Annotated in this window: 23 protein-coding genes; 9 read left to right on the forward strand and 14 right to left on the reverse strand. The window is 71.8% G+C overall.

The window, feature by feature from the left end; all coding sequences use genetic code 11:
• Positions 1-30: 30 nt before the first annotated feature.
• The 3 genes from DNL27_RS06655 to tkt all read right to left on the reverse strand — a co-directional run bounded on the left by DNL27_RS06655 (position 31) and on the right by tkt (position 5,078).
• Positions 31-1,635 (reverse strand): glucose-6-phosphate isomerase, encoded by a 1,605-nt coding sequence (locus DNL27_RS06655; protein WP_112235071.1) that lies wholly within the window; start codon positions 1,633-1,635, stop codon positions 31-33.
• Between the two features lie 138 nt (positions 1,636-1,773).
• A complete protein-coding gene (gene tal, locus DNL27_RS06660; RefSeq protein WP_012398286.1) occupies positions 1,774-2,880 on the reverse strand; it encodes a transaldolase in 1,107 nt (368 codons plus the stop codon).
• A gap of 86 nt (positions 2,881-2,966) precedes the next feature.
• Complete coding sequence (gene tkt / locus DNL27_RS06665) at positions 2,967-5,078, reverse strand: transketolase (protein ID WP_112235072.1); 2,112 nt, start codon at positions 5,076-5,078, stop codon at positions 2,967-2,969.
• Positions 5,079-5,505: 427 nt separating this feature from the next.
• Between tkt and DNL27_RS06670 the strand changes: the two genes are divergently transcribed.
• Complete coding sequence (locus DNL27_RS06670; protein ID WP_050738109.1) at positions 5,506-6,402, forward strand: heme o synthase; 897 nt, start codon at positions 5,506-5,508, stop codon at positions 6,400-6,402.
• A gap of 88 nt (positions 6,403-6,490) precedes the next feature.
• Positions 6,491-7,402 carry a dihydrodipicolinate synthase family protein gene (locus DNL27_RS06675; RefSeq protein ID WP_112235073.1) on the forward strand — a complete coding sequence of 304 codons (912 nt, stop codon included), beginning with the start codon at positions 6,491-6,493 and terminating at the stop codon, positions 7,400-7,402.
• 49 nt (positions 7,403-7,451) lie between these two features.
• Here DNL27_RS06675 and DNL27_RS06680 read toward each other — a convergent pair whose 3' ends face one another.
• The 3 genes from DNL27_RS06680 to DNL27_RS06690 form a co-directional block, all read right to left on the reverse strand.
• A complete protein-coding gene (locus tag DNL27_RS06680) occupies positions 7,452-8,480 on the reverse strand; it encodes a heme A synthase (protein ID WP_112235074.1) in 1,029 nt (342 codons plus the stop codon).
• A gap of 92 nt (positions 8,481-8,572) precedes the next feature.
• Positions 8,573-9,367 carry an ABC transporter permease gene (locus DNL27_RS06685; RefSeq protein WP_012398291.1) on the reverse strand — a complete coding sequence of 265 codons (795 nt, stop codon included), beginning with the start codon at positions 9,365-9,367 and terminating at the stop codon, positions 8,573-8,575.
• Positions 9,364-10,356, reverse strand: a complete 993-nt coding sequence (locus tag DNL27_RS06690) for an ABC transporter ATP-binding protein (protein WP_012398292.1) — start codon at positions 10,354-10,356, stop codon at positions 9,364-9,366. Before DNL27_RS06690 ends, DNL27_RS06685 begins: the two co-directional genes overlap by 4 nt.
• A gap of 217 nt (positions 10,357-10,573) precedes the next feature.
• Here DNL27_RS06690 and DNL27_RS06695 point away from each other — a divergent pair, with 217 nt between their 5' ends.
• The 6 genes from DNL27_RS06695 to DNL27_RS06720 all read left to right on the forward strand — a co-directional run bounded on the left by DNL27_RS06695 (position 10,574) and on the right by DNL27_RS06720 (position 16,873).
• A complete protein-coding gene (locus tag DNL27_RS06695; protein WP_012398293.1) occupies positions 10,574-11,338 on the forward strand; it encodes a metalloregulator ArsR/SmtB family transcription factor in 765 nt (254 codons plus the stop codon).
• Positions 11,335-12,810 (forward strand): Fe-S cluster assembly protein SufB, encoded by a 1,476-nt coding sequence (sufB, locus tag DNL27_RS06700; RefSeq protein WP_012398294.1) that lies wholly within the window; start codon positions 11,335-11,337, stop codon positions 12,808-12,810. The genes DNL27_RS06695 and sufB overlap by 4 nt, the downstream gene beginning before the upstream one ends.
• A 1-nt stretch (position 12,811) precedes the next feature.
• Positions 12,812-14,116, forward strand: coding sequence for a Fe-S cluster assembly protein SufD (sufD, locus tag DNL27_RS06705; protein WP_239494260.1), 1,305 nt, complete (start codon positions 12,812-12,814; stop codon positions 14,114-14,116).
• Positions 14,117-14,204: 88 nt separating this feature from the next.
• On the forward strand, positions 14,205-14,969 hold the full coding sequence (gene sufC, locus DNL27_RS06710; protein WP_112235075.1) for a Fe-S cluster assembly ATPase SufC: 765 nt from the start codon (positions 14,205-14,207) through the stop codon (positions 14,967-14,969).
• 33 nt (positions 14,970-15,002) lie between these two features.
• The gene (locus DNL27_RS06715) at positions 15,003-15,362 is read left to right on the forward strand and encodes a metal-sulfur cluster assembly factor (RefSeq protein WP_012398297.1); all 360 of its coding nucleotides are present in this window, start codon (positions 15,003-15,005) and stop codon (positions 15,360-15,362) included.
• Between the two features lie 269 nt (positions 15,363-15,631).
• Positions 15,632-16,873 (forward strand): alpha-hydroxy acid oxidase, encoded by a 1,242-nt coding sequence (locus DNL27_RS06720; protein ID WP_112235076.1) that lies wholly within the window; start codon positions 15,632-15,634, stop codon positions 16,871-16,873.
• Between the two features lie 27 nt (positions 16,874-16,900).
• Here DNL27_RS06720 and DNL27_RS06725 read toward each other — a convergent pair whose 3' ends face one another.
• The 4 genes from DNL27_RS06725 to DNL27_RS06740 all read right to left on the reverse strand — a co-directional run bounded on the left by DNL27_RS06725 (position 16,901) and on the right by DNL27_RS06740 (position 20,081).
• On the reverse strand, positions 16,901-17,806 hold the full coding sequence (locus DNL27_RS06725; RefSeq protein ID WP_112235077.1) for a neutral zinc metallopeptidase: 906 nt from the start codon (positions 17,804-17,806) through the stop codon (positions 16,901-16,903).
• Between the two features lie 140 nt (positions 17,807-17,946).
• On the reverse strand, positions 17,947-18,690 hold the full coding sequence (locus DNL27_RS06730) for an energy-coupling factor transporter transmembrane protein EcfT (RefSeq protein WP_112235078.1): 744 nt from the start codon (positions 18,688-18,690) through the stop codon (positions 17,947-17,949).
• Positions 18,687-19,388: an energy-coupling factor ABC transporter ATP-binding protein gene (locus tag DNL27_RS06735; RefSeq protein WP_239494262.1), complete on the reverse strand. Its 702-nt coding sequence runs from the start codon at positions 19,386-19,388 to the stop codon at positions 18,687-18,689. The genes DNL27_RS06730 and DNL27_RS06735 overlap by 4 nt, the downstream gene beginning before the upstream one ends.
• Positions 19,389-19,448: 60 nt before the next feature.
• Complete coding sequence (locus tag DNL27_RS06740) at positions 19,449-20,081, reverse strand: biotin transporter BioY (RefSeq protein WP_112235080.1); 633 nt, start codon at positions 20,079-20,081, stop codon at positions 19,449-19,451.
• A gap of 412 nt (positions 20,082-20,493) precedes the next feature.
• Between DNL27_RS06740 and DNL27_RS06745 the strand changes: the two genes are divergently transcribed.
• The gene (locus DNL27_RS06745) at positions 20,494-22,092 is read left to right on the forward strand and encodes an ABC-F family ATP-binding cassette domain-containing protein (RefSeq protein ID WP_112235081.1); all 1,599 of its coding nucleotides are present in this window, start codon (positions 20,494-20,496) and stop codon (positions 22,090-22,092) included.
• 37 nt (positions 22,093-22,129) lie between these two features.
• Here the strand turns inward: DNL27_RS06745 and DNL27_RS06750 are convergent, their stop codons facing one another.
• From DNL27_RS06750 to DNL27_RS06765, 4 genes are read right to left on the reverse strand one after another with little or no spacing between them, the layout of a single operon-like run.
• A complete protein-coding gene (locus DNL27_RS06750) occupies positions 22,130-23,239 on the reverse strand; it encodes an alcohol dehydrogenase catalytic domain-containing protein (RefSeq protein WP_112235082.1) in 1,110 nt (369 codons plus the stop codon).
• 55 nt (positions 23,240-23,294) lie between these two features.
• Positions 23,295-24,269 (reverse strand): SURF1 family protein, encoded by a 975-nt coding sequence (locus tag DNL27_RS06755; RefSeq protein ID WP_112235083.1) that lies wholly within the window; start codon positions 24,267-24,269, stop codon positions 23,295-23,297.
• A complete protein-coding gene (locus tag DNL27_RS06760; RefSeq protein WP_112235084.1) occupies positions 24,269-24,715 on the reverse strand; it encodes a hypothetical protein in 447 nt (148 codons plus the stop codon). Before DNL27_RS06760 ends, DNL27_RS06755 begins: the two co-directional genes overlap by 1 nt.
• A 40-nt stretch (positions 24,716-24,755) precedes the next feature.
• Positions 24,756-25,139 carry a DUF3099 domain-containing protein gene (locus DNL27_RS06765; protein ID WP_226905880.1) on the reverse strand — a complete coding sequence of 128 codons (384 nt, stop codon included), beginning with the start codon at positions 25,137-25,139 and terminating at the stop codon, positions 24,756-24,758.
• Between the last annotated feature and the right edge of the window lie 251 nt (positions 25,140-25,390).

Below are 25,390 nucleotides of genomic sequence, written 5' to 3' on the forward strand. Positions count from 1 at the left end.
CCGGTTGCGGATGGGTGGTGGGGGCGGGTCTCAGAGCTCGGACGCCACCCGCAGCAGCTGCTCGACACCGGCGGCGCGGTCCGTGAGGCGCAGCCGCAGGACGGGACGGTGGTGCTCACCCAGCACCGCGGCGTCGCCGTCGGCCTGAGCGGCGATGAGCTCGCCGAACGTGAACGGGATGCCCGGGATGTCCACGTCCGTGCTCGTGGCGGCCGTGATCTGCAGGTAGACGCCCTGCGCGGGGCCACCCTTGTGGTACTGCCCCGTGGAGTGCAGGAACCGGGGGCCCCAGCCGAACGTGACGGGGCGCCCGGTGCGCCGCGCGAGGGTGTCCCGCACGGATTCCAGGGAGCTCCAGCGCAGGCGGTCGAAGTAGGCCTGGACGCTCAGGTAGCCGTCCTCCGGCAGCTGGGCGAGCAGCGCGGTGAGCGCCTCCTCGACGGTGGTGGCACCGTTCAGCAGGGCGTCGTCGCCGCGGATCTCGATCGCGCCGTCCGTCGCGGCGGCGGGGGAGGGCTCGGGCTTCTGCGCGAGCAGCTCGCGCGTGGCCGCCTTGGCGGACTCGACGTCGGGCTGGTTGTAGGGGTCGATGCCGAGCAGCCGCCCGGCCACCGCGATCGCCACCTCGAACGCGAGCATCAGACCGCTGAGCGACCCTGCCACGCGTACGCCCTCGGCGTCGTCGGAGGGGACCTCCTCCTCGTCCACGAGGGAGACCACCAGTACGTCCTCCGCGTGCGAGGTCAGCTCGGGAGCGTCGTCGGAGACGACCACCGGGAGCACCCCCGTGCCGGACTTGCCCGTGGACTCGGCGATCAGCTGCTCGGCCCAGTCGGCGAAGCCCGTGAAGGGCGCCCCCTGGTTCACGAGCACGATCTTGTCGCGCAGCGGCTGGGTGCCGCCCAGGGCCGCGCCCAGCTGCAGGCCGATGTTGTCCTCGTCGTCCCCGCGCAGCATCTCCGCGGCCTCCTCAGCGTCGTCGAGCAGCGCCGCGATGTCCACGCCGGCCAGACCGGAGGGGACGAGCCCGAACGCGGTGAGGGCGGAGAACCGGCCGCCCACGTTCGGATCCGCGTTGAACGTCTTGCGGTAGCCGGCCTCGCGGGAGGCGGAGTCCATGGGGGAGCCCGGGTCGGTCACCACCACGATGCGCGAGGGGGCGTCGATCCCGGCGCGCTCGAACGCCTCCAGGAACACTCGGCGGGCGGAGTCCGTCTCCACGGTGGAGCCGGACTTGGAGGAGACCACCAGGGCCGTGTGCTCCAGGTCGGTCAGCGCCTGGGACACCATCTCCGGGTCCGTGGAGTCCAGCACGAACAGCTCGACGCCCGCGCTGCGGGTGATCACCTCGGGGGCCAGGGAGGAGCCGCCCATGCCCGCGAGCACGAAGCGGGTGACACCCTCACGGGCGAAGTCGTCGCGCAGCTCCATGATCTCCGGGACCAGCGGACGGGACACGGCGGCGGCATCGGTCCAGCCCAGGCGCACGGCCGCCTCCTCCTCGGCGGCCGGTCCCCACAGGGAGGGGTCCTGGTCGAAGAGCCGGGACGCGAACGAGTCGGCGACGAGACGCGGCACGTGGGTGTCGATCGCCTCGCGCGCGGAACCTGATGCCTGCAGTGACAGTGAGCTCACGGGGAGCCTCCTCCAACGGGGATGTGGGCGGTGGGGCGGCGTGCCGGGGCCGGTGGCCCCGGCACGCGGGGCGGTCCGCACCTGCGGACCGCCGGGCGGCGTGCGGCTCGCCGGTGGACCCGACGCGCCGCGGCCGGATCAGCGGGCGGCGTCGAGCGCGGCGCGCACGGTGCTCAGCAGCTCCTCCCAGGAGGCATCGAACTTCTGCAGCCCCTCGGTCTCGAGCTGCGCCACGACCTCCTGGTAGGACACGCCCTGCTCGGCGATCGCGTCGAGGACCTCCGCGGACTGCTCGTAGGTCCCGGTGACGGTGTCCCCGGTGACCTCCGCGTGGTCGAACGTGGCGTCGAGGGTCTTCTCCGGCATGGTGTTCACGGTGTTGGGAGCCACCAGCTCGGTCACGTACAGCGTGTCCGGCAGGGAGGGGTCCTTCACGCCCGTGGACGCCCACAGGGGGCGCTGGGGGTTGGCGCCGGCGGCCGCCAGGCGCTTCCAGCGCTCGGTGTCGAGGGACTGCTCGTAGACCTGGTAGGCCAGGCGTGCGTTGGCGAGACCCGCCTTGCCCTTGAGCGCGGTGGCCTCGGAGGAGCCGACGGCGTCCAGGCGCTTGTCGATCTCCGTGTCCACGCGGGAGACGAAGAAGGAGGCCACCGAGTGGATAGTCGACAGGTCCTTGCCGTTCTCCAGGGCGCGCTCGAGGCCCTCCATGTAGGCGTTGATCACGCCGCGGTAGCGCTCGAGCGAGAAGATCAGCGTGACGTTGACCGAGATGCCCTCGGCGACCGTGGCCGCGATGGAGGGCAGGCCCTTCTCCGTGGCGGGGATCTTGATCAGCGCGTTCGGGCGGTCGATGGTCTGCGAGAGCTTCTGGGCCATCGCGGAGGTCGCATCGGCGTCCTGGGCGAGCCGGGGGTCCACCTCGATGGACACGCGCCCGTCCACGCCCTGCGTGGCCTCGGCGATGGGCGCGAAGAGGTCGCACGCGTCCCGGACGTCGTCCGTGGTGATGCGGAAGACGGCGTCGTCCACCGAGGTGTCCGCGGCGGCCAGCTCCGCGACCTGCTCGCGGTAGGACTCGCCGTCTGCCAGGGCGGCCGCGAAGATCGTGGGGTTGGTGGTCACGCCGACCACGTTCTCGGTGTCGATGAGCTTCTGCAGGTTGCCGCTCGTGAGCCGCTGGCGGGACAGGTCGTCGAGCCAGATGGAGACCCCGGCGTCCGAGAGCTTCTGGGTGGGTGTCGTCATGTCTGTGTCCTCCGGTCGCATGGGAAGTTGTGGGGGTCGTCGCGGGTGCACGGGCACCCGCGACGACCGGGTGGTGCCGAGGGGCCTCAGCGCGCGGCGGCGATGGACTCTTGCGCCGCCTGCGCCACGGCCTCGGCGGTGATGCCGAACTCGCGGTAGAGCGTCTTGTAGTCCGCGGACTCGCCGAAGTGCTCGAGGGACACGGCACGTCCGAAGTCCCCGAGGAGGTCGTTCCAGGACATCCGGATCCCGGCCTCCACCGTGACGCGGGCCCGCACGGTGGAAGGGATCACGGAGTCGCGGTATTCCCGGTCCTGCGCGTCGAACCACTCGCGGCACGGCATGGACACGACCCGCGCCGCCACGCCCTGGGCCCGGAGCTGCTCACGTGCCTGCAGCGCCAGGTGCACCTCGGAGCCGGTGCCGATGAGGACCACGTCCGGGGTGCCCTCGGTGTCGGCGAGCACGTAGCCGCCGCGGGCCACGCCCTCGGCGGAGGCGAAGGCCTCGCCCTCGGCGTCCGGGTGCAGGTCCTCGCGGGCGAGCGTGGGCAGGTCCTGGCGGGTCAGGGCGATGCCCGCCGGGTGCTCGTGGCTCTCCAGGATGGTGCGCCACGCCACGGAGGTCTCGTTCGCGTCCGCCGGGCGCACGACGTCGAGGCCCGGGATCGCGCGCAGCGAGGAGAGCTGCTCCACGGGCTGGTGCGTGGGGCCGTCCTCCCCGAGGCCGATGGAGTCGTGGGTCCACACGTAGATGGCCGGGACCTTCATGAGCGCACCCAGGCGCACGGCCGGGCGCTGGTAGTCGGAGAAGATCAGGAACGTGCCGGAGAATGCGCGGGTCTGGCTGCTCATCACGATGCCGTTGACGATCGCCGCCGCCGCGTGCTCGCGGATGCCGAAGTGCAGCACGCGGCCGTACGGGTTGCCGCTCCACGTGGTGGTGGAGCGCTTCTCAGGGATGAAGGAGGACGCCGCGTCGATCGTGGTGTTGTTGGAGCCGGCCAGGTCCGCAGAACCGCCCCACAGCTCCGGGAAGGTCTCCGCGATCGCGTTGATCACCTTGCCGGAGGCCTTGCGCGTGGCCATGTCCGTGCCCGCCGGGAACACCGGGAACGCCGCCTTGTAGTCGTCGGGCAGCTGCTGGTTCTTGATCCGGTCGTACAGGGCCGCCTTCTCCGGGTGGGCGCCGCGCCACTGCTCGAAGGACTTCTCCCACTCGGCGCGCTCGGCCTTGCCGCGCTGGGCGACCTCGCGCACGTGGGACATGATCTCGGGCTCGATCTGGAAGGACTTCTCGGGGTCGAAGCCCAGGATCTTCTTGGTCGCAGCGACCTCGTCCGCGCCGAGGGCAGAGCCGTGCACGCCACCGGTGTTCTGCTTGGTGGGGGCGGGCCAGCCGATGATGGTGCTCAGGGCGATGATCGAGGGCTTGTCCGTGACCTTGGTTGCCGCGACGATCGCGTCGTACAGCGCCTCGACGTCCTCGGTGTACTCGCCGCCGTTGCGCCAGTCCACCCGCGCGGTGTCCCAGCCGTACGCCTCGTAGCGGGCCAGGACGTCCTCGTTGAACGCCACGTTGGTGTCGTCCTCGATGGAGATCTTGTTGTCGTCGTAGATTACCACCAGGTTGCCGAGCTCCTGGGTGCCCGCGAGCGAGGAGGCCTCGGAGGTGATGCCCTCCTCGAGGTCGCCGTCGGAGGCGATCACGAACACGTGGTGGTCGAACGGGGAGGTGCCCTGGGCGGCGTCGGCGTCGAAGAGACCGCGCGTGTAGCGCTGGGCGTAGGCGAAGCCCACGGAGGACGCGAGGCCCTGACCCAGTGGGCCCGTCGTGATCTCCACACCGGTGGTGTGGCGGTACTCGGGATGGCCCGGGACCTTGGAGCCCCACGTGCGCAGGGACCCGAGGTCGGACATCTCCAGCCCGTAGCCCGCGAAGAACAGCTGCAGGTACAGCGTGAGGGAGGTGTGCCCGGGGGAGAGGATGAAGCGGTCGCGCCCGGTCCAGCGGTCGTCCGAGGGATCGTGCCGCATGATCTTCTGGAACAGCAGGTAGGCCACGGGGGCCAGGGACATGGCGGTGCCGGGGTGGCCGTTGCCCACCTTCTGCACGGCGTCCGCGGCGAGCACGCGCGCGGTGTCCACGGCGCGGGCGTCCTGCTCGGTCCAGTTCAACGGTTCATCAAGGTTCGGCACGGTGGCGAGCCCCTTTCCTGTGGGCGTGTGCGGAGCGCGCCGCAACGGTCCCGGCCGTGGGCCCGGTCGGGGCGTTGCGGAACGCAGGTTCCGCCCCCAACCTTAGTCCGGCCGGGGCGTGAACGTCAGGGACGGCTCGTGCCGCAGCGCCCACCCCGCGGGGTGCGGTCCGTCACGGCCCCGGGGAGCGGTCGGCCGCTATACTGGTGACCGGGTGTCGGTGCGTGCACGGCACGCGAGCATCCCGCAGTCTCCCGCCCGCGCGGGCCACCACGTTCTTTGGAGCAAGGATTCCGTGAATCACCTCGACACCGCGACGCACCCCGAGTCCTCGGGAACCCCGGCGTCACACGGCAACGGGTCGCACGGACACGGCGCGACCGGCGCACGGATCGGCGAGGTCGCCCCGGTGGGGTTCGAGGGGCCCATGACCGCGCGCCGCAAGCTCAAGGCGTACGTGGCGCTGACCAAGCCCAGGATCATCGAGCTGCTGCTCGTGGCCACCGTCCCCACCATGTTCTTCGCCCAGCAGGGTGTGCCGAACTTCTGGCTCGTGCTCAACACGCTCATCGGCGGCACGCTCGCCGCGGGCGCGGCTGGCGCCTTCAACTGCTACATCGACCGCAACGAGGACCGGCTCATGCGCCGCACGGCCAAGCGGCCGCTCGTCACGGGCGAGGTGGGCGACCGCGAGGCCCTGGTCTTCGCGTGGGCGCTGTCCGCCGTGGCGGTCGCCTGGCTCACCCTGGGGGTGAGCGTGCTGTGCGGTGTGCTTGGCGTGGTGGCCATCGCGCTCTACGCCGTCTTCTACTCCATCATCCTCAAGCGGCGCACGGCGCAGAACATCGTGTGGGGCGGCATCGCCGGCTGCATGCCCGTGCTCATCGGCTGGGCCGCGGTGCGGGGCACACTGGAGTGGCCCGCGTTCGTGCTGTTCGCCTTCATCTTCCTGTGGACCCCGCCGCACTACTGGCCGCTGTCCATGAAGTACGCGGAGGACTACTCCCGCGCCGGGGTGCCCATGCTGGGCGCCGTGGACACCGCTCGCACCGTGGGTGCCCAGGTAGTGCTCTACGCGTGGGCCACCGTGATCTGCTCACTGCTGCTGATCCCCGTGGGCGGCGCCGGCTGGGTGTACGGCATCATCGCGCTGCTCTCGGGCGCGTGGTTCACCTACCACTGCCACAAGCTGCACGGCCTCGCGCGCGACGGGCGCCCCACGCTCAAGCAGGCCATGTACGTGTTCCACGGCTCGATCGCGTACATCACCTTTGTGTTCGTGGGCGTGGCCCTCGACCCGTTCCTGGGCGGGCCCATCTTCTGAGCCGGCCCCGGTTCGTGGACGGCCCCCGGCTCGGACCGCGACGGCGCACGGCCCGGTTCCCGGGTGAGGCCCACCTAAACTGGTGCCCATGCTCTCCATGACGTTCTCCGGTGTAATCGCCTATCCCGTGACGCCCCTGCACCCCGGTGGTGCCCTGGACCTGGACTCGCTCGAGCACAGCGTGGCGCAGCTCGCCCGCAGCGGCGTGGACGGGATCGTGGTGCTGGGAACGTCCGGGCTGTTCGCCTACCTCGACGCGAAAGAACGCTCCGAGGTGGTACGCACAGCTGTGCGGGCGGCGTCGGGCTCGGGAACGCCCGTGGGGGTCGGGATCTCCGCGGTCACCACTCGGGAGGTCCTGCAGCTGGCGTACTCCGCCGAGAACAACGGCGCGGACGGACTCGTGCTGAGCCCGGTGAGCTACATCCCGCTGGTCTCGCAGGAGATCGCGGACCAGGTGGAGACGGTGGCCTCGGCCGTGTCCCTGCCGCTGTGCCTGTACAACAACCCCTCCACCACGGGCTTCACGTACCCCGTGGAGCTCGCCGCCGAGCTGTCGTGGCTGGACAGCGTGGTGGCCTTCAAGGACACGGCCACCTCGGGGCGGCTCTTCCACTCCCGGCAGCTGCTGTTCGCCCAGCAGGCCGAGCCCGGCACGGTGCACGGGGCCAGCAGGGACCAGCTCATCGTCGACGAGTATCCCGCGGCCGCCTGGCACAGCGGTATGGCGGCCCTGCTCGCGCCCGAGTTCACGGCCTTCCACCGGGCGGTCGCCGAGGGCCGCGCGGACGACGCCGTCGTGTGGAGTGCCGCGCTGCGTCCCCTCATGGCCGTGATGGGCCACGAACGGCCCCTGTCCGCGCTCTACGCCCTCGCCGAGGTGTGCGGGGTCCGCACGGGGGCACCGCGGCGACCGCTGCTGCCGATCTCCTCGCACGGCAAGCGCGCCCTGGCCGAGGCCGTCACCCTGCTGCGGGAGACGACCCCCGCCCTGCGCTGAACCCTCGAGGCCGCGCACCCGCCCCGGGCGCCGGGGCCCGGCGGGCGGTTCAGCGCGCGGGCTGGGCGTCCGCGCCCAGGGGGGCGGCGGCGTCGTGCCCGAGATCCACCGGGGCCGCGTGCTCGTGGACGTCCTGGGCGAGGTAGAAGCTGATGGACACCACCCGGGTGGCGGCCCAGATGAGCACGGCGGAGAGCACCATGTGCAACGAGACCGCGGGGACCGGGACCCCGTTGAAGTACTGGAAGTACCCCACGGCGCCCTGGGCCACGATCACCAGGAGCATGAGCGCGTAGGCGGTGCGCAGCACGCGGGGCAGGCCCTTGACCGTGCACAGCAGGATGCCCGCGATCACGGTGAACGTCAGCAGGTACACCGGCACGGCGTGGGCCCGGGCGATCACCACGGAGTTGAACGCGAGCCGGGCGCTGTCCTGGTCCCCGGCGTGAGGTCCGGTGCCCGTCACCAGGGTGCCCATGTAGAGCACCACCGCGGCGAGCACCCCCGTGAGCACCGCGAGCCCGCGCACCAGGGAGGAGTGGCCGTGCAGCTGGCCGGGGCGCTGGTCGTGGGCGACCGCGGAGAGCCCCTCGCGGCGGGTGTTGAGCACCAGCAGGGTGGAGAGGGCGATCATGATCGCCGAGAGGAAGTAGTGCACGCCCACCAGCAGGGGGTGCAGGTCCAGGTGCACCAGCACGCCGCCCACCACGGCCTGCACGGGGATGCCCAGCAGCAGGTACAGGGCCAGGCGGTAGAGCTTGGGGTGCTCCTGGCGCAGCTTGAGCACGGACAGGAAGGTCAGCACCGCCACGACCGTGAGCACGAACGTGAGCAGCCGGTTGCCGAACTCGATGACCCCGTGCACACCCATCTCCTGGGTGTTGGTCCAGGAGTCCGCCGTGCAGCGGGGCCACGTGGGGCACCCGAGCCCGGAGCCGGTGAGCCGCACCAGACCGCCCGTGAAGATGAGCAGCCCGTTGGCCAGCAGGGACGCCACCGCGAGGCCGCGCACCCACGGGGTCACGGTGCGGGGCCACCAGAAGGAATCGACGGCTGTACGGGGAGCGGCATCAGACATGGCGGGGCATCCAGGGGCAGAGGGGACGGGACCCCTCCAGTGTAGCGAGATGCGCGTGGGAGCCCCATGGGAGGCCCGCGGTGCTCAGCAGCTCACACCCACTTGAACCACCGGACGGTGGCGGCCCAGCTCAGCACGGCCCACACGGCGAGCACCACGAGGGGCAGCGGGCTCACGGAGCCCTGCAGGAAGCACTCCCGCAGCACCTCCCCGGCGGCAGAGGACGGCAGCCAGGCCACGAGCCACGCGAGCCAGCCCGGCAGCGCGGTGAGCGGGAAGACCACCCCGCCGCCCGCGGCGAGCGCAACCCACACCACGTTGAGCACGGCGAGCGTGGCCTCGGCGCGCAGGGTGCCGGCGATCAGCAGCCCGAGCCCGGTGAACGCCACCGCCACGAGCACGAGCAGGGGAACGGAGGCGAGCACGGCTCCCGGGGCGGGGTGCCAGTCGAGCCACAACGCCACGGCGGCCACGATGAGGTACTGCACGGCGAGCACGGCGAGCACGGCCAGCAGCTTGCCGGCGATCAGCCCGCCGCGTCCCAGGGGGGTGGTGGAGAGGTGGCGCAGCACGCCGTAGCGCCGGTCGAAGCCCGTCTGGATGCCCTGGCCCGAGAACGCGCTGGAGAGCACGCACAGCACCAGGATCCCGGGCACGGCCACGTCCGCGCGGGACGCGCCGTCCGTCCGGTAGCCGTCCAGCAGGTCCGTCATGGTCAGGGCCACGAGCGCGAGCACGGGCAGGATCACGAGCAGCAGCAGCTGCTCGCCGTTGCGGATCATGGTCACGGCCTCGTAGCGCGCCTGCGCCACCACGCGCCGGGGCAGGGACGCGGCACGACGCCGCTCGGGGACCGCCTCGAGGGCCGGGGCCTGCCGTGCGCTCACCGCTCGTCCCTCCCGGCCACGTCCAGGAACACGTCTTCGAGGGAACGGGGTTGCACGCTCAGCGCCTCCGGCAGGGTGTCGTCGCGGGTGGCCCACTCGGTCATGACGCGCACCCGGGCGGCGTCGAGCGGGCCGGTGAGGGTCACGGTGCGGTCCCTCACGGTCCACCGGACGTCGTGGAACTCGGGACGCCGCCACGGGGGGTCGGCGCGCAGCGCGGGCCGCTGCTCCGGGGACAGCGTCACGGTCATCACCAGGGAGGAGTCGCGGCCCGTGCGCACGAGGTCCGTCACGGTGCCCTGGGCGGCCACGGCGCCGCGGTCCACGATGTAGACGTAGTCGGCGAGCCGGGCGGCGTCGTCCATGAGGTGGGTGGTCAGGATGATGCACGTGCCCTCGTCCCGCAGCCGCTGCACGAGCTCGAACACGAGCTGGCGGGAGCGGGGGTCGAGCCCGGCCGAGGGCTCGTCCAGGAACAGCACCTCGGGGCGGCCCACGAGCGCTGCGGCCAGCGCCACGCGCTGGCGCTGGCCGCCGGAGAGCCGCCGGACGGGGGTGTGCGCGAAGGACTGGATGCCCAGCCGTGCCACGAGCTCGGGCACGGGAACGGGGTCCGCGTAGAGCCGACCCAGGTGGCGCAGCAGCTCCTCGGGCCGCACGGCCTGCGGCAGCCCGCCGTCCTGCAGCATGACCCCCACCCGGGCGCGCAGCTCGGGGGAGGCCCCCCAGGGGTCCTCGCCCAGCAGGCGCACGGTCCCGGAGGTGGGCTGCTGCAGGCCCTGGGCGCAGTGCAGCGTGGTGGTCTTTCCCGCACCGTTGGCCCCGAGCAGCGCGGTGACGGCGCCGCGGTGGGCGGCCATGCTCAGACCGCGCACGGCGTGGACGGGTTCGTGGCGGCCCGCGAAGGTCTTGACGAGGTCGCTGATGTGCAGCGCGGCGGCGTCGGGATCGGGCGCGGCGGCGGGGGCGGAGGTGGTCTCACTCGGCATCGGCACCCGGTCAGTGTAGAACGCCCGGCGCTGCCGCCGGTGCGGGCGGGGGCGCTCCCCGACCGTTTTGACGGGAATGGAATACCACATACCCTCGTTATGTATTGCGTGTCCCACCGGGGGAGTCCCGCTCCCTCCGGACCCCCGCGGGTCCGCCGTGAGGGGTGCGGGGCGCAACTTCCACACGCACACGTCATCGAAGGGTGTTGCACTGAGCATGAGTTCACCTGCCACGGACCACCCGGGCACGGTCCGCACGGACCAGGATGACACCACCCGGTCCCGGGTGCTCTCGCTCGTGCTGGCCCACGGGCCCATTTCCGCCGCGCAGATCGCCAAGGACCTCGGGCTGACGCCCGCGGCCGTGCGCCGCCACCTGGACGTGCTCGAGTCCGAGCAGATCGTCGAGGTCTCGATGGTGCGCAGCGCCCAGTCCGGTGCGGGCCGTCCCGCGCGCCGCTACGTGGTGGCCCCCGGCGGCCACGAGCAGCTCGGCCACGACTACCGTGGGCTCGCCCGGCGGGCCCTGGAGACCATGCGCGAGGTGGGCGGGGAGGACCTCGTGGACACGTTCGTCTCCCAGGAGATCGGGCGCTGGCGCGAACGCTACCGCCCGCAGGTCGAGGCGGCCGGGCCCGACGTCGAGGACCGCCTCAACGCACTCACCGCAGCCATGAGCCGCGACGGCTTCGTGGCGTCCCACACCACCGTGACACCGCGCGGGCCCAAGGGCGTCACGTTGCGCTCCGCCCAGCTGTGCCAGGGCCACTGCCCCATCCAGGACATCGCGAACGAGTACCCCGAGTTCTGCGAGCAGGAGACCGCCATGATCGCCGAGCTGCTGGACGTGGACGTCCGCAGGCTCTCCACCATGGCTGCGGGCGCCCACGTCTGCACCACACACGTCCCGCTGCAGCTGCGCGCCGCGGGCCACACGAACTCCACCAACCACACAACCGCACGACAGGGAGGGTTGTCATGACCGAGCGCATCGACCCCGCGGACACCGCGGGCACCATGACAGGCGACACCACGATTTCCGAGATCCTGGAGATGAACCCGGAGCTCGAGGGGATCGGCCAGTACCAGTACGGCTGGGCCGACAAGAACGACGCCGGCGCGTCCGCACGCCGCGGCGTGAACGAGGAAGTGGTCCGGGACATCTCGGCCAAGAAGAGCGAGCCGGACTGGATGACGCAGCTGCGCCTGAAGGGCCTGAAGTTCTTCGACCGCAAGCCCATGCCCACGTGGGGCGCGGACCTGTCGGGCATCGACTTCGACAACATCAAGTACTTCGTGCGCTCCACGGAGCAGCAGGCGGGTTCCTGGGAGGAGCTGCCCGAGGACATCCGCAACACGTACGAGAAGCTCGGCATCCCCGAGGCGGAGCGCAACCGCCTGGTGGCCGGTGTGGCCGCGCAGTACGAGTCCGAGGTGGTCTACCACCAGATCCGCGAGGACCTCGAGGCCCAGGGCGTGATCTTCATGGACACGGACACCGCCCTGAAGGAGCACCCCGAGTTCTTCGAGGAGTACTTCGGCACCGTGATCCCCGTGGGCGACAACAAGTTCGCCGCGCTGAACACGGCCGTGTGGTCCGGCGGCTCGTTCGTGTACGTCCCCAAGGGCGTGCACGTGGACATCCCGCTGCAGGCGTACTTCCGCATCAACACCGAGAACATGGGCCAGTTCGAGCGGACGCTGATCATCGCTGACGAGGACTCCTACGTCCACTACATCGAGGGCTGCACCGCGCCGATCTACAAGACGGACTCGTTGCACTCCGCCGTGGTGGAGATCATCTGCAAGAAGAACGCCCGGGTGCGCTACACCACCATCCAGAACTGGTCCAACAACGTGTACAACCTGGTGACCAAGCGCGCCATCGCCCACGAGGGCGCCACCATGGAGTGGGTGGACGGCAACATCGGCTCCAAGGTCACCCAGAAGTACCCCGCGGTCTACATGACAGGCGAGCACGCGCGCGGTGAGACCCTGTCCATCGCGTTCGCGGGCGAGGGCCAGCACCAGGACACCGGCTCCAAGATGGTGCACATCGCCCCGAACACGTCCTCGTCGATCGTGTCCAAGTCCGTGGCGCGCAACGGCGGGCGCTCCGCCTACCGCGGCCTCGTGCAGGTGCGCGAGGGCGCCACGCACTCCAAGTCCAACGTGGTGTGCGACGCCCTGCTGGTGGACACCATCTCTCGTTCGGACACCTACCCCTACGTGGACATCCGCGAGGACGACGTCACCATGGGCCACGAGGCGACGGTCTCCCGCGTGTCCGAGGAGCAGCTGTTCTACCTCATGCAGCGCGGCATGCCCGAGGAGGAGGCCATGGCCATGATCGTGCGCGGCTTCGTGGAGCCGATCGCGCGTGAGCTGCCCATGGAGTACGCGCTCGAGCTCAACCGTCTCATCGAACTGCAAATGGAAGGATCCGTTGGCTGATATGTCCACCACTGATCAGACCGCCCGTGCCGCACAGGACGCCGACGAGCAGGTGAACGGGGTGCCCACCGGCGAGGACCGCGTGGCCATCCCGGGCATGAGCCAGGAGGGCGAGACCCTGCAGGAGGGCCGCAACCAGGCCGGTGAGCCCGAGATCCGCCACACCCAGCACGGGGACATCTCCGGCGTGCCGGACTCCTCCCGCGCCGGGCGCACCACGTCCTACGACATCGCGGACTTCCCGCCGCTGAGCAGCAAGCTCGAGGACTGGCGCTTCACGCCGATCAAGCGCCTGCGCGGGCTCGACGACGCCGCCCTGCAGGGTCCCGCGCCGGCCGTCTCCGTCTCCGGGGACGACGCCGCCGTTCAGGTCACCTCGGTGCCGCGCGAGGACCCCCGCGTGGGCTCCGCCGGCATTCCGGAGGACCGGGTCTCCGCCAACGCGTGGTCCTCGTTCCGCGAGGCCACCGTGATCTCGGTCCCGCGCGACGCCCAGGTGGCCGAGCCCGTGATCGTCACGCTCACCGGCGAGTCCGAGGAGCCCGCGGCCCAGCACATCGTGGTGGACGCCGGGTCCAACTCCAAGGCTCTCGTGGTGCTGCGCCACGTGGGCACCGCCGTGCTCTCCCAGAACGTCGAGTTCTCGGTGGCCGACGGCGCCAACCTCACCGTGGTCTCCCTGCAGGAGTGGACGGACGACTCCGTGCACGCCTCCTCGCAGCAGGCCACCCTCGGCCGGGACGCCACGTTCAAGCACGTGCTCGTGAGCCTGGGCGGTGACCTCGTGCGGGTCACCCCGTCCACCCGCTTCACCGCCCCCGGCGGCGACGTGGAGATGTACGGCCTCACGTTCGTGGACGACGGCCAGCACCTGGAGTCCCGCCTGTTCGTGGACCACTCCGTGCCGCGCTGCCGTTCGCGGGTCAACTACAAGTCCGCGCTGCAGGGCGAGAACGCCCACGGCGTGTGGGTGGGGGACGTCCTGATCCGCGCCGAGGCCGAGGGCACGGACACGTACGAGCTCAACCGGAACCTGATCCTCAACGACGGTCCGCGCATGGACTCCGTGCCGAACCTCGAGATCGAGACCGGGCTGATCGCCGGTGCCGGCCACGCCTCCACCACGGGGCAGCTGGACGACGAGCACCTGTACTACCTGATGTCCCGCGGCATCCCGGAGGACCAGGCCCGCCGCCTGGTGGTCCGTGGATTCCTGTTCGAGATCATCCAGCAGGTGGGTGTCGAAGCGCTCGAGGAGCAGCTGCGCGCGTCCCTCGAGGCAGAACTGGCCCGCACCGAGAACTGAGCCCGCGGCGGCGTCGTCGCCCCACCGAAGCACTCGCACCGCACCCGAGAACGGGCCGGTGCCCACGAGACCCAAGGAGAAACGTTTCATGTCAACTCTGGAGATCAAGGACCTCCACGCGTCCGTCATCCTCGACGACGAGTCCGCCAAGCCCATCCTCAAGGGCGTGAACCTGACCATCAACTCCGGTGAGGTGCACGCGATCATGGGCCCCAACGGCTCGGGCAAGTCCACGCTGGCCTCCACGATCGCCGGCCACCCCAAGTACCAGGTGGACTCCGGCTCCGTGACCCTGGACGGGCAGGACGTGCTGAAGATGTCCGTGGACGAGCGGGCGCGCGCCGGGCTCTTCCTGGCCATGCAGTACCCGGTGGAGATCCCCGGTGTGACCACCTCCAACTTCCTGCGCACCGCCAAGACCGCCGTGGACGGCGAGGCGCCCTCCCTGCGCACGTGGACCAAGGACGTCCGCGCGGCCATGGAAAAGCTGAAGATCGACACCGACATGCTCCAGCGCAACGTCAACGAGGGCTTCTCCGGCGGCGAGAAGAAGCGCCACGAGATCCTGCAGCTGGAGATCCTCAAGCCGAAGATCGCCCTGCTGGACGAGACCGACTCCGGCCTGGACGTGGACGCCCTGAAGATCGTGTCCGAGGGTGTGAACCGCGCGCTGTCCGAGGACAACACCGGGATCATGCTGATCACCCACTACACCCGCATCCTGCGCTACATCAAGCCGCAGTTCGTGCACGTGTTCGCGGACGGGCGCGTGGTGGACGAGGGCGGCCCCGAGCTCGCGGACCAGCTCGAGAACGAGGGCTACGACCGCTACGTCCAGGCCGCGGCCAAGTAGCACCGGGTCCACCACAACGAAGGAGGTCTCGCCATGAGCGATTCCACGGCAGCACCCGTGAGCGACGCGCCCGGTCCCAAGGGCCAGGCGTCCCTCGCCGAGATCGAGGACCTGCTCAAGAACGTGATCGACCCCGAGCTGGGCGTCAACATCGTGGACCTCGGCCTGCTGTACGGGCTCGACTACCAGCAGGACGCCTCCCTGCGCCTGGACATGACGCTGACCACGGCGGCGTGCCCGCTGCAGGACGTCATCGAGGAGCAGGTGGCCCAGAACCTGTCCCCGGCGGTGGACGAGTGGCACGTCAACTGGATCTGGATGCCCCCGTGGGGTCCGGAACGGATCACCGAGGACGGCCGGGACCAGATGCGGGCCCTGGGCTTCAACATCTGATCCCACCGGCCCCGCCACGCGCTGGCCACGGTGACCACCGCTCCGGAGACGGGGCACGGGAAGGGCACGATCCGCACGGGTCGTGCCCTTCCCGGTGTCTGCAGACCGGGCGGCCGCTCCCTGCGGACCGCGCAGGGGCCCTCGGCGTTCGGCCGGGCGGCCCGGGCCCCACAGCACGTGACCGCCCTGGATCCGAACGCACCGGTCCTGCGCAGAGCGGTGCCGTGCCCCTGGTAGTTTCGAGCGAGAGTCCGCGACCGGAGGAACCCATGGAACGTCATCTGCCGCAACTGTCCGAGCTCAAGCCGCTGATGCAGTTCGGCTCGTTCAACCCGGATCGCCGGGCGGCGCGGCTCGCCAAGGCCGCGGACGTCGAGGCGCTGCGGCGGATCGCGCGGCGGCGCACGCCGAAGCCCGCATTCGACTACGTGGACGGGGCCGCGGGCCAGGAGCTCACCTACCGGCGCAGCCGGGAGGCGTTCGAGTCCGTGGAGCTGCTGCCACGGATCCTGCACGGCACGGACACCGCGGACCTCTCGACCGAGATCGCGGGCTTCCGCAGTGCACTGCCCTTCGGCATCGCCCCCACGGGCTTCACGCGCTTCATGCACTCCGAAGGTGAGATCGGGGGAGTGCTGGCCGCCGAGCGCGCTGGCATCCCGTTCTCCCTCTCGACCATGGGCACACGCTCCATCGAGGAGGTGCGGGATGCCGCGCCGGACGCGGAGCGCTGGTTCCAGCTCTACCTGTGGCGCGAGCACGACGCCTCCCTGGACCTGATCCGCCGCGCGAAGGCCGCGGGCACGACCACCCTGCTGGTCACCGTGGACACCCCCGTGCCGGGCCAGCGGCTGCGGGACACGCGCAACGGGATGGTGATCCCGCCGCGGCTCACCCCCAAGACGGTGCTGGACGCGTCCTACCGGCCCGAGTGGTGGTTCAACTTCCTCACCACGGACTCCTTGAAGTTCGCCTCCCTCTCGGACACCTCCGGGGCGCTGGCGGACCTGATCTCCACCATGTTCGACCCCGGGCTGAACCTCGCGGACCTCGAGTGGATCCGCGAGCAGTGGGACGGCGCGCTCTACGTCAAGGGAGTCCTCACGCGGGAGGACGCGCGCCGTGCCATGAGCGTGGGCGCTGACGGGCTCGTGGTCTCGAACCACGGGGGCCGGCAGCTGGACCGGGCGCCGGTGTCCCTCACGGCGCTGCCCGAGCTGCGGGACGAGGTGGGCCCGGACGTGCCCCTGATCCTGGACTCCGGGGTGCTCTCCGGGGCGGACGTGGTCACCGCGCTGTGCGCCGGAGCGGACTTCGTGCTGATCGGCCGCGCCTACCTCTACGGCCTCATGGCCGGGGGAGAGCAGGGCGTCTCACGGGTCATCGAGCTGCTGGAGGCGCAGATCCGCACCACCATGATGCTGATGGGTGCCGCGAGCACCGCGGACCTCGGCCCGCACGCCATGCGGGCGCCGTGGCTGCCGCGCGAGGAGCGGGTGCCGCGCGGCTGAGCGCACGCGGGGCTCCCGCGGCCGGGCTCACTGCAGGGCGGCGGGCCGGTCCAGGGACTCAGCGGTGAACGTGTTGCACGCCCGGATGTCCCCGGTCTGGTACCCGGTGAGGAACCACGCCTGACGCTGCGCGGACGTCCCGTGCGTGAAGGACTCGGGGTGCGCCCGGCCCTGGGTGGTCTCCTGGATGCGGTCGTCGCCGATCGCCCCGGCGGCCTCGATCGCGTCCGAGAGCTCGGGGCGGGTGATTGGCTTGAGCTGCACGCTCCCGCCCGGTTCGGCCGCGTGGTTCGCCCACATCCCTGCGTAGCAGTCGGCCTGCAGCTCGGTGCGCACCGCCGCCGAGGTGGGCCCGTTCGGGTCCCGCTGCGCGCGTCCGAGGGTGCCCTGCAGGTTCTGCACGTGGTGGCCCACCTCGTGCGCCATCACGTACTCCTGGGCGAGGGCGTCGGTGCCCGCCCCGAAGTCGGTGCGCATCTGCTCGAAGAACGCCGTGTCCAGGTACACGGTGCGGTCCGGCGGGCAGTAGAACGGGCCGGTGGCGGAGGACGCCTGGCCGCACGAGGTGCTGTCGCTGCCCCGGAACAGCGTGACCTCTGGCAGGGTGTACGCCTTGCCCGTGGCCCGCGGGTAGTAGTCCCCCCAGAACTGGTCCAGGGACTGCACGGTGGCCACCATGCGGCACGAGGGGTCGGAGTTGGCATCCGCACCCGTGCGGCACCGTTCGGCCAGGGCGCCGTCCACCTGCTGCGTGCCGGTGGTCTGGGCCTGGGAGCCGCCGGTGACAGCGTCGATCCCGTCCTGGCCGAAGAACAGTCCGGCGAGCAGCAGGATCACCACGCCGCCCAGTCCACCGCCCACCGCGATGCCGCGGCCACCGCCGCCGGAGCGGACGCGCCCGGCGTCCAGCTGGGAGTTCTCGTTGAAGCTCATGGGGGAAGCATAGGGCCGGCGGGCCGCGGTGGCGCGCCACGGGCCGCCGACGCCGCTCGTGGCGTCGCGCGCGTCACCGGGCGTCGACGCCGCCCGAGGCGCCCCGGGGTGTCCCCGGGCCTGGCCGTTCCGGGCCGCCGTCAGTCCAGGCCGCGGGCGGCGAGGGCCTCCCCGGAGCGGTGGGCATAGTCGACCGTGGCGATCACCGCGGGGGTCACCAGGCGGGCGGCGTGGGGGCGCACGGTGCGGGCCGCGGCGGCGTCGCGCAGGGTGGACATCACGCCGAAGAGCCAGGGCACGGAACGGATCATCAGCGACACCGCCAGGCCCACGCGCTCGGGGTCCACGCCCATGCGGCGCAGCGGGGAGCACAGCAGCACGAGTCCGTCGATGAGCCGGGGCAGGGCGGTGCTGGAGATCAGCAGGCGGGACAGCGCGATCACCGCGAGCATCGAGAGCACAACGTCTGCGGCACGGGCGGGACCCGTGGCGAGCACGTGGTACCCGGTGAGCAGCAGCACCAGGAACCACAGGGGACGCAGCGAGGCGGCCCAGCGGCGCAGGCCGAGTCCGCTGCTGGCCGAGACCACCGCGGTCAGGGCCAGCACGGCCAGGGACACGGGCCACGCGCGCAGCAGCATCACGGCGAGCGATGCCCCGAGCAGCAGCGCGGCCTTGGCCCACAGCGGGCACCGGTGCAGGGCCGAGGTGCCGGGCACGTAGCTGCCCAGGAGGTCCTCGCCGCGGGCGCGGCGTCGTCCGCCCCGGCGCAGCCGGGCCGGGGTGCGTTGCCTCCGCGCGGAGGACGCCCGCGTTCCGGGACCGCGGACGACGCCGCCCCGGTCGTGGGCGCGCGCCTCGCCCGGGCCGCTTCCCCGGTTCACGCGGACCGGTCCCCGGTGGGCCCCTCGTCCGGGAAGCCGTCCTCGCACCACCGGCGGTAGCGGGGGATCACCCGCTCGGGCGGACCCTGCTCGATCAGCCGGGCGGCGTGGACCACGGCCACGTGCTGGGCGGTGGCTGCAAGTTCGAGGTCGTGGGTGCTGATCAGCTGCTGCTGGGGGAGGCCGTCGAGCAGTTCGCGCAGCCGCAGCCGGTTGCGCAGGTCCAGGAGCGTGGTGGGTTCGTCCAGCACCAGCACGCTGGGCTCCACAGCGAGCACCGCCGCGAGCGCCACGAGCTGGCGCTCCCCGCCGGAGAGGTCGAACACGCTGTGGTGGGCGCGCTCCTGCAGCCCCATGCGCCGCAGCCACCCGGTGGCCGTGCGGGTGCGCAGGTGCCGGTCCCGGATCCGGGTGCGGAGGGAGAGCTCGATGTCCTCGAGCGGGGTGGGCATGAGGATCTGGGAGGCGGGGTCCGTGAACACGAAGCCCACCAGGGAGCGGGCCTGCCGGGGCGAGGCCACCGGGTCCACGCCGTGGGTGTCCACGGTGCCGGCGGAGGGGGTCACGAGGGCGTTGAACAGCCGCAGCAGGGTGGACTTGCCCGAGCCGTTGAGCCCGATCACCGCGGTGCGGGGCGCGCTGAACGAGCAGTCCACCCGGTCCAGGACGGTCACCGGCCCGCGGGGGCCGTCTGCCACGACCGTCACGTCCGTGCAGCGCAGCGCCGGGGTGCGAGCGGGGTGGGCGTCACCGCCCACTCAGAGAACCGCTCCGGCCATGCGGGGGAAGGCCCGGTGCACGGCCACGGCGATCAGCGCGGCCACGAGGGCCTTGACCACGTCTCCCGGCACGAAGGCGAGATCCGCGAGCGTGGCGGCGGGCAGGGCCAGGCCGCCGTTGACCATCATGCCCACGATGCCCACCACGTGGGTCAGCACGAGCCCGGCCAGCCCGGCGAGGAACAGCTTGACGGGCAGCCCACTGCGGCGGTCCGGGTCCACCGCGGAGGAGCCCTCCGGGCGGTTCACGCGCTCCACGCGCACGAAGCGGTGGGAGAGCCAGCCCACCAGGGCGGCCGCGAACGGGAAGGAGAGGAGGTACCCGACGGAGGGCCCGCCGAGCACGCCCGGCCCGCCGGAGAAGCCCGCGAACACCGGCACACCCAGCAGCCCGACCACCACGTAGAGGGCCAGGGCGAGGAAGCCCCGCCAGCCGCCCAGCACCATGCCGGTGAGGAGCACCGCGAGGGTCTGCAGCGTGATCGGCACCCCGAGCGGGCCCACCGGGATGGCCGGGACCAGCGAGAGCACGCAGGTCAGCGCGGCGAACACGGCGATGTTGGCCAGGTCGAAGGAGGTCACGGTGCGAGGGGAGCGGGCGGCTTCTGTCATGGGCTGCAGTCTAGTTGCTGGGCCGGTGGGATCGGCCCAGGCGGCGGCCGGGCGGCGCGCGGCGGCGTCGTCGTCCGGGGGCGCGCGCGGGAGGGGGCCCGCGCGTGAGGGGGCCCGCGAGCGCGGGTGCGGGGTGGAAGGCACGGCGCCGCATGCGGGCCCGCAGCACGGCGGGCGGAACGCGGCGGACGGGGCGCAGCACGCGACCAGCCGCGGGGGACCCCCTCTGAAGGGGTGCCCGCGGGGCGGGTGCCCCCGTGGCGGATTTGCGCGAGCGGATACACTGGGGCGGTTCCCCGCTCGCATGGGGTGACCGCATGCCCGGAGGCTCTCCGGGCCACCGCACCGACCGCCGACGTCACCGTTCCCGCGCGCGTCGCGGCGTGACCGTCCCACGAAAGGCCCTGCTCCGTTGATCACCGTGACCGACCTCGAACTGCGCGCCGGAGCGCGTCTGCTCATGGACGAGGTGAACTTCCGCGTGGACAAGGGCGACAAGGTGGGCCTGGTGGGCCGCAACGGCGCCGGGAAGACCACCATGACCAAGGTGCTGGCCGGGCTCACGCTGCCCGCCGCGGGGGAGGTCACCCGCTCGGGCTCCATCGGCTACCTGCCGCAGGACCCCAAGGTGGACGACATGAACCAGCTGGCGCGGGACCGCATCCTCTCCGCGCGCAACCTGGCCGGGGTGATCAGCAGGCTGCGGCGCACCGAGGAAGAGATGGCCTCGGAGGACGAGACCGTGCGCGCCAAGGCCATGCGCCGCTACGACCGCCTGGAGTCCGAGTTCCTCGCGGGCGGCGGCTACGCGGCGGAGTCCGAGGCCGCGACCATCACCAACAACCTCAACCTGCCGGCGCGTGTGCTCGAGCAGCCTCTGCACACGCTCTCGGGCGGTCAGCGCCGCCGCGTGGAGCTCGCGCGGATCCTGTTCTCGGACGCGGACACCATGCTCCTGGACGAGCCCACCAACCACCTGGACCACGACTCCATCGTGTGGCTGCGCGAGTTCCTGCGCGGCTTCCAGGGCGGGCTGCTGATGATCTCCCACGACGTGGAGCTCATGGAGATGGTCGTGAACAAGGTGCTCTACCTGGACGCCAACCGCTGCGTGGTGGACGTCTACAACATGACCTGGAAGAACTACCTGCAGCAGCGCGAGCAGGACCAGGCCCGCCGCAAGCGCGAGCGCGCGAACGCGGAGAAGAAGGCCGGGGTGCTCATGGACCAGGCCAACAAGATGCGCGCCAAGGCCACCAAGGCCTCCGCCGCCCAGCAGATGATCCGCCGCGCGGAACGGCTCATGGCGGGGATCGAGGGCGAGCGCGTGCAGGACAAGGTCGCGGCCATCCGCTTCCCGAAGCCCGCGGACTGCGGCAAGACCCCGCTCACCGCGCAGGGGTTGTCCAAGTCCTACGGCTCGCTGGAGATCTTCACGGACGTGGACCTCGCGATCGACCGCGGCTCCCGCGTGGTGGTGCTCGGGCTCAACGGCGCGGGCAAGACCACCCTGCTGCGGATGCTCGCCGGGCAGTCCGAGCCGGACACCGGTGAGGTGGTCGCGGGGCACGGGCTCAAGCTCGGCTACTTCGCCCAGGAGCACGACACCCTGGACACGGACCGCACGGTGCTGGAGAACATGAAGTCCGCCGCGCCCGACCTCGCGGACACCCAGGTGCGCACCATCCTGGGCTCGTTCCTGTTCCAGGGCGACGACGTGGACAAGCCCGCCGGAGTCCTCTCCGGCGGCGAGAAGACGCGACTGGCGCTGGCAACCCTCGTGGCGTCGTCGGCGAACGTGCTGCTGCTGGACGAGCCCACCAACAACCTGGACCCGGCCTCGCGCCACGAGATCCTCAACGCGCTGCGCACCTACGAGGGTGCCGTGGTGCTCGTCTCCCACGACGAGGGCGCGGTGGAGGCGCTCGAGCCCGAGCGCGTGGTCATGCTCCCGGACGGCGTGGAGGACCTGTGGAGCCAGGAGTACCAGGACCTCATCAGCCTCGCCTGATCACCGTCCGGCGAGCCGGGGACGACGCCGCGGGGGGTCAGTCCTCGAACAGGATGACCTGGCGCACCGCGCGGCCGTCCGCGAGCCGGTCGAAGCTCTCGTTGATGTCCGCGAGCGCCACGCGCTCGGAGATCAGCTCGTCGATGGGCAGCTTGCCCGCGCGCCACAGGTCCAGGTACACGGGGATGTCTCGGGCGGGGACCGCGGAACCGAGGTAGGAGCCCACGATCGTGCGGGCCTCCGCCGTGAGCCCGAGCGGGGCGATGGTGGAGCGCGCGTCGGGGGAGGGCAGGCCCACGGTCACGGTGGTGCCGCCCGGGGCGGTGGCGCCCACTGCCGTCTCGAAGGCGCGCGGGTGCCCGGCGGCCTCGATGACCACCTGCGCCCGCACGCCGTTCTCGGCGAGCTCCTCGGGGGAGTGCACGGCGGTGGCGCCCAGCTCGGTGGCGCGCGCGAGCTTCTCCGGGTTGGCGTCCACACCGATCACGGGCCCCTTCTCCAGGGACAGCGCGGTCAGCAGCGCGGCCATGCCCACGCCTCCCAGACCGACGACCATGACCGTGTCCCCCTCCGAGGGGCGCCCCGCGTTGAGCACGGCCCCGCCGCCCGTGAGCACGGCGCAGCCCACCACGGCGGCGATCTCCGGGGGCACGTCCGCCCCCACGGGCACGACCGACTGGCGGCTCACCACGGCGTGGGACGCGAAGCCGGAGACGCCCACGTGGTGGTGCACGTCCTGTCCGTCCCGGTGCAGCCGCAGGGTGGAGCCGGGCAGCAGCCCGGCGTTGTTGGTCTCGGTGCCGGGGGTGCAGGGCAGCTTGCCGTCCGTGGCGCAGTTCTCGCACTGCTCGCAGCGCGGCAGGAACACGGTGGTCACCTGGTCCCCGGGGGCCACGTCCGTGACACCCTCGCCCACCTGCTCCACGATGCCCGAGGCCTCGTGACCGAGCACCATGGGCATCGGACGGGGCCGGTTGCCGTCCACCACGGACAGGTCCGAGTGGCACACCCCGGCCGCCCGCACCCGGATCAGCAGCTCGCCCGGGCCGGGACCGTCCAGCTCCAGCTCCTGCATGGACAGCGGGTGCGACTCGGCGTACGGGCGGGACAGCCCGATCTCGTCCAGCACGGCGGCGGTGATCTTCACGGCAACTCCTTCACGGGTCTGGTGGGCACGGGACGGGCGACGCCGCCCGCTCGCCTCACCGGCGGTTCTGCGCCTCGAGCGCGTCCAGCAGGGCGTCCTCCTCGTCCTCCGCGGTGGGGACGGACGAGACGCGCGTGCGCTTCGGGCGGTAGAGGGACTTCAGGTGGGCGGGCATGTCGTCGGCCATCTGCAGCTGACGGATCACCAGGGACTCGTCCACGTCCCCGATGTAGGTGCCCTCGGCGTCATAGTAGCGGGCCAGCTGCCGCTCGACCTCCGCCGCGTAGGCACGGTCCCACTCCTCGTTCTTCACGTGCTGGCGCGCCGAGTACCCGTAGGCCACGAACACCAGCACCGCGAACGCGTACCACTGCATCGAGTAGGACAGGTGCGGGCCGTAGGCCACCTCCGGGCGCTCACCGGGCTGCGGGGTGTGCGCCGCAGAAGGGTCCTCGGAGACGAGGTCGCCGTAGCCACCGGTGGCCAGGTCCTCACCCCAACGGGAGCTCAGGGCGGGCAGGTCGATCGAGGCGGCCTGGCCCTCCGGCGCACCCCGGTCCACGGTGGCCTCGGACGGGCGCAGCCGCGCGGTCACGGTCACCGTCCCTGCCGGGGGCGCGGGCACGGCGGAGGGCATCCCGTTGGCGGAGTCGTCCGTGGGGATCCACCCGCGGTTGACCGCCACGACGGGGCCCTCGGTGGTGCGCAGCGGCACGAGCACGTCGTAGCCCACGCGCCCGTCGTGGGGCCGGTTGCGGATCAGCACCGTGTCCTCGGGCAGGTAGGTGCCCTCGAGGCGCACCGGGTGCCACGTGGCGGAGTCGTCGTAGTCCTGGAACAGGGGCAGGCCCCGCGCGGGGTCGTAGGCGGGGGCGTCGTAGTTGTTCGTGATCTTGGTGTTCTCGGCCACCAGGTGGTCGTTGCGCGACATCTGCCACTGCGCGAGGAACAGGCACACCACCGCGGCCGCGCAGGCCATGAGGAACCAGCCGATCCACGCCGGGGTGGTCAGGAACGAGTACTTGCGCATCACGGCTGCCGCCCCTCTGAACCGGTCCCGACGACGCCGCTGCCGCCCCGGGTGCGCCCGCCCCCGGTCCCAGCGGTGGCGCCCTCGGGGCCCGGTGCCGACACCTCTCGGGCGGGACCCTCCGGGGTCGCCGCCGGGTCCTCGGAGCCCGGTGCGCAGCCGTCGGGGGCAGGTGCGGGGTCCTGGAACGGGTCCACGGACTTCAGGAAGCCGCGCTGGCCCAGGAAGTCGGCGAGGTGCTCGCGGTGCTCGTCGCACGCGAGCCACGTCTTGCGGCGTTCCGGGGTGTGGACGCGGGGGTTGTTCCACCGCAGCGCCCACCGTGCCGCAGCACGGCAGCCGCGGCGCGAGCACACCGCGGGGTGCGTGTCGCGCACGGGGGCCGGGGCGGCGTCGTCGTCCCCCGAGGGGTGGGGCTCCAGCGAGCCGAGCAGATCGAAGTGCACCGTGTGACGTTCCTCCCGGGGAGAGTGGGGCTGGGGGCGCTCAGTTGCGCCGGGTGGCCGAGGGCGGAGCCGGTGGCAGCTGCCGCTGGACGGGGTGCACCGTGTACTCGGCGTCCACCACCACGGTGTCCGGATCCGGGGCGCGGTCCCGGGTCTCGGCGACCGTGGGCAGCTCGGTGCGCGCGGGCGGCTGGTAGGCCGAGCCAGCACGCTCGGAGCGGTCCGCCCCGCGGTTGGCGAGCATCACCGCGAACCACGGCAGCAGGGCCGCCCCCACGATCAGCAGGATCCGGGCCACGAGATTGTCGATCAGGACCACCCCGATGATGCACAGCACGCGCAGACCCATCTGCACCGCGTAGACCTTCATGCGGCGGGTCATGTCCGTGGTGTGCGGATCCACCGCCGAGGTGATGGAGTGCACCTCGGTGGAACCGTGCGTCTGATGCTGCGAACGTGTGATGGGAACCGGTCCTCCGCTGAGTGTCCTGCGCGCTGAGCCCGCGGGCAACGCTTTCACCACTGGCTGTGAGCGTGCTGACCATTGTCGCACCGTTGCGGTGGCACCCCAAGTGGGGGGAGCCCACCAGGTCAGGGGGCGGTTAGGATGCTGTGACGTTCCCGATCCCCCGGACGCGGTGCCCCGCCGCCTCCACACCTCCACGGAAGGTTTCA

Source organism: Kocuria sp. BT304 (genome assembly GCF_003290245.1).
GTDB classification, from domain to species: Bacteria; Actinomycetota; Actinomycetes; order Actinomycetales; family Micrococcaceae; genus Kocuria; species Kocuria rhizophila_A.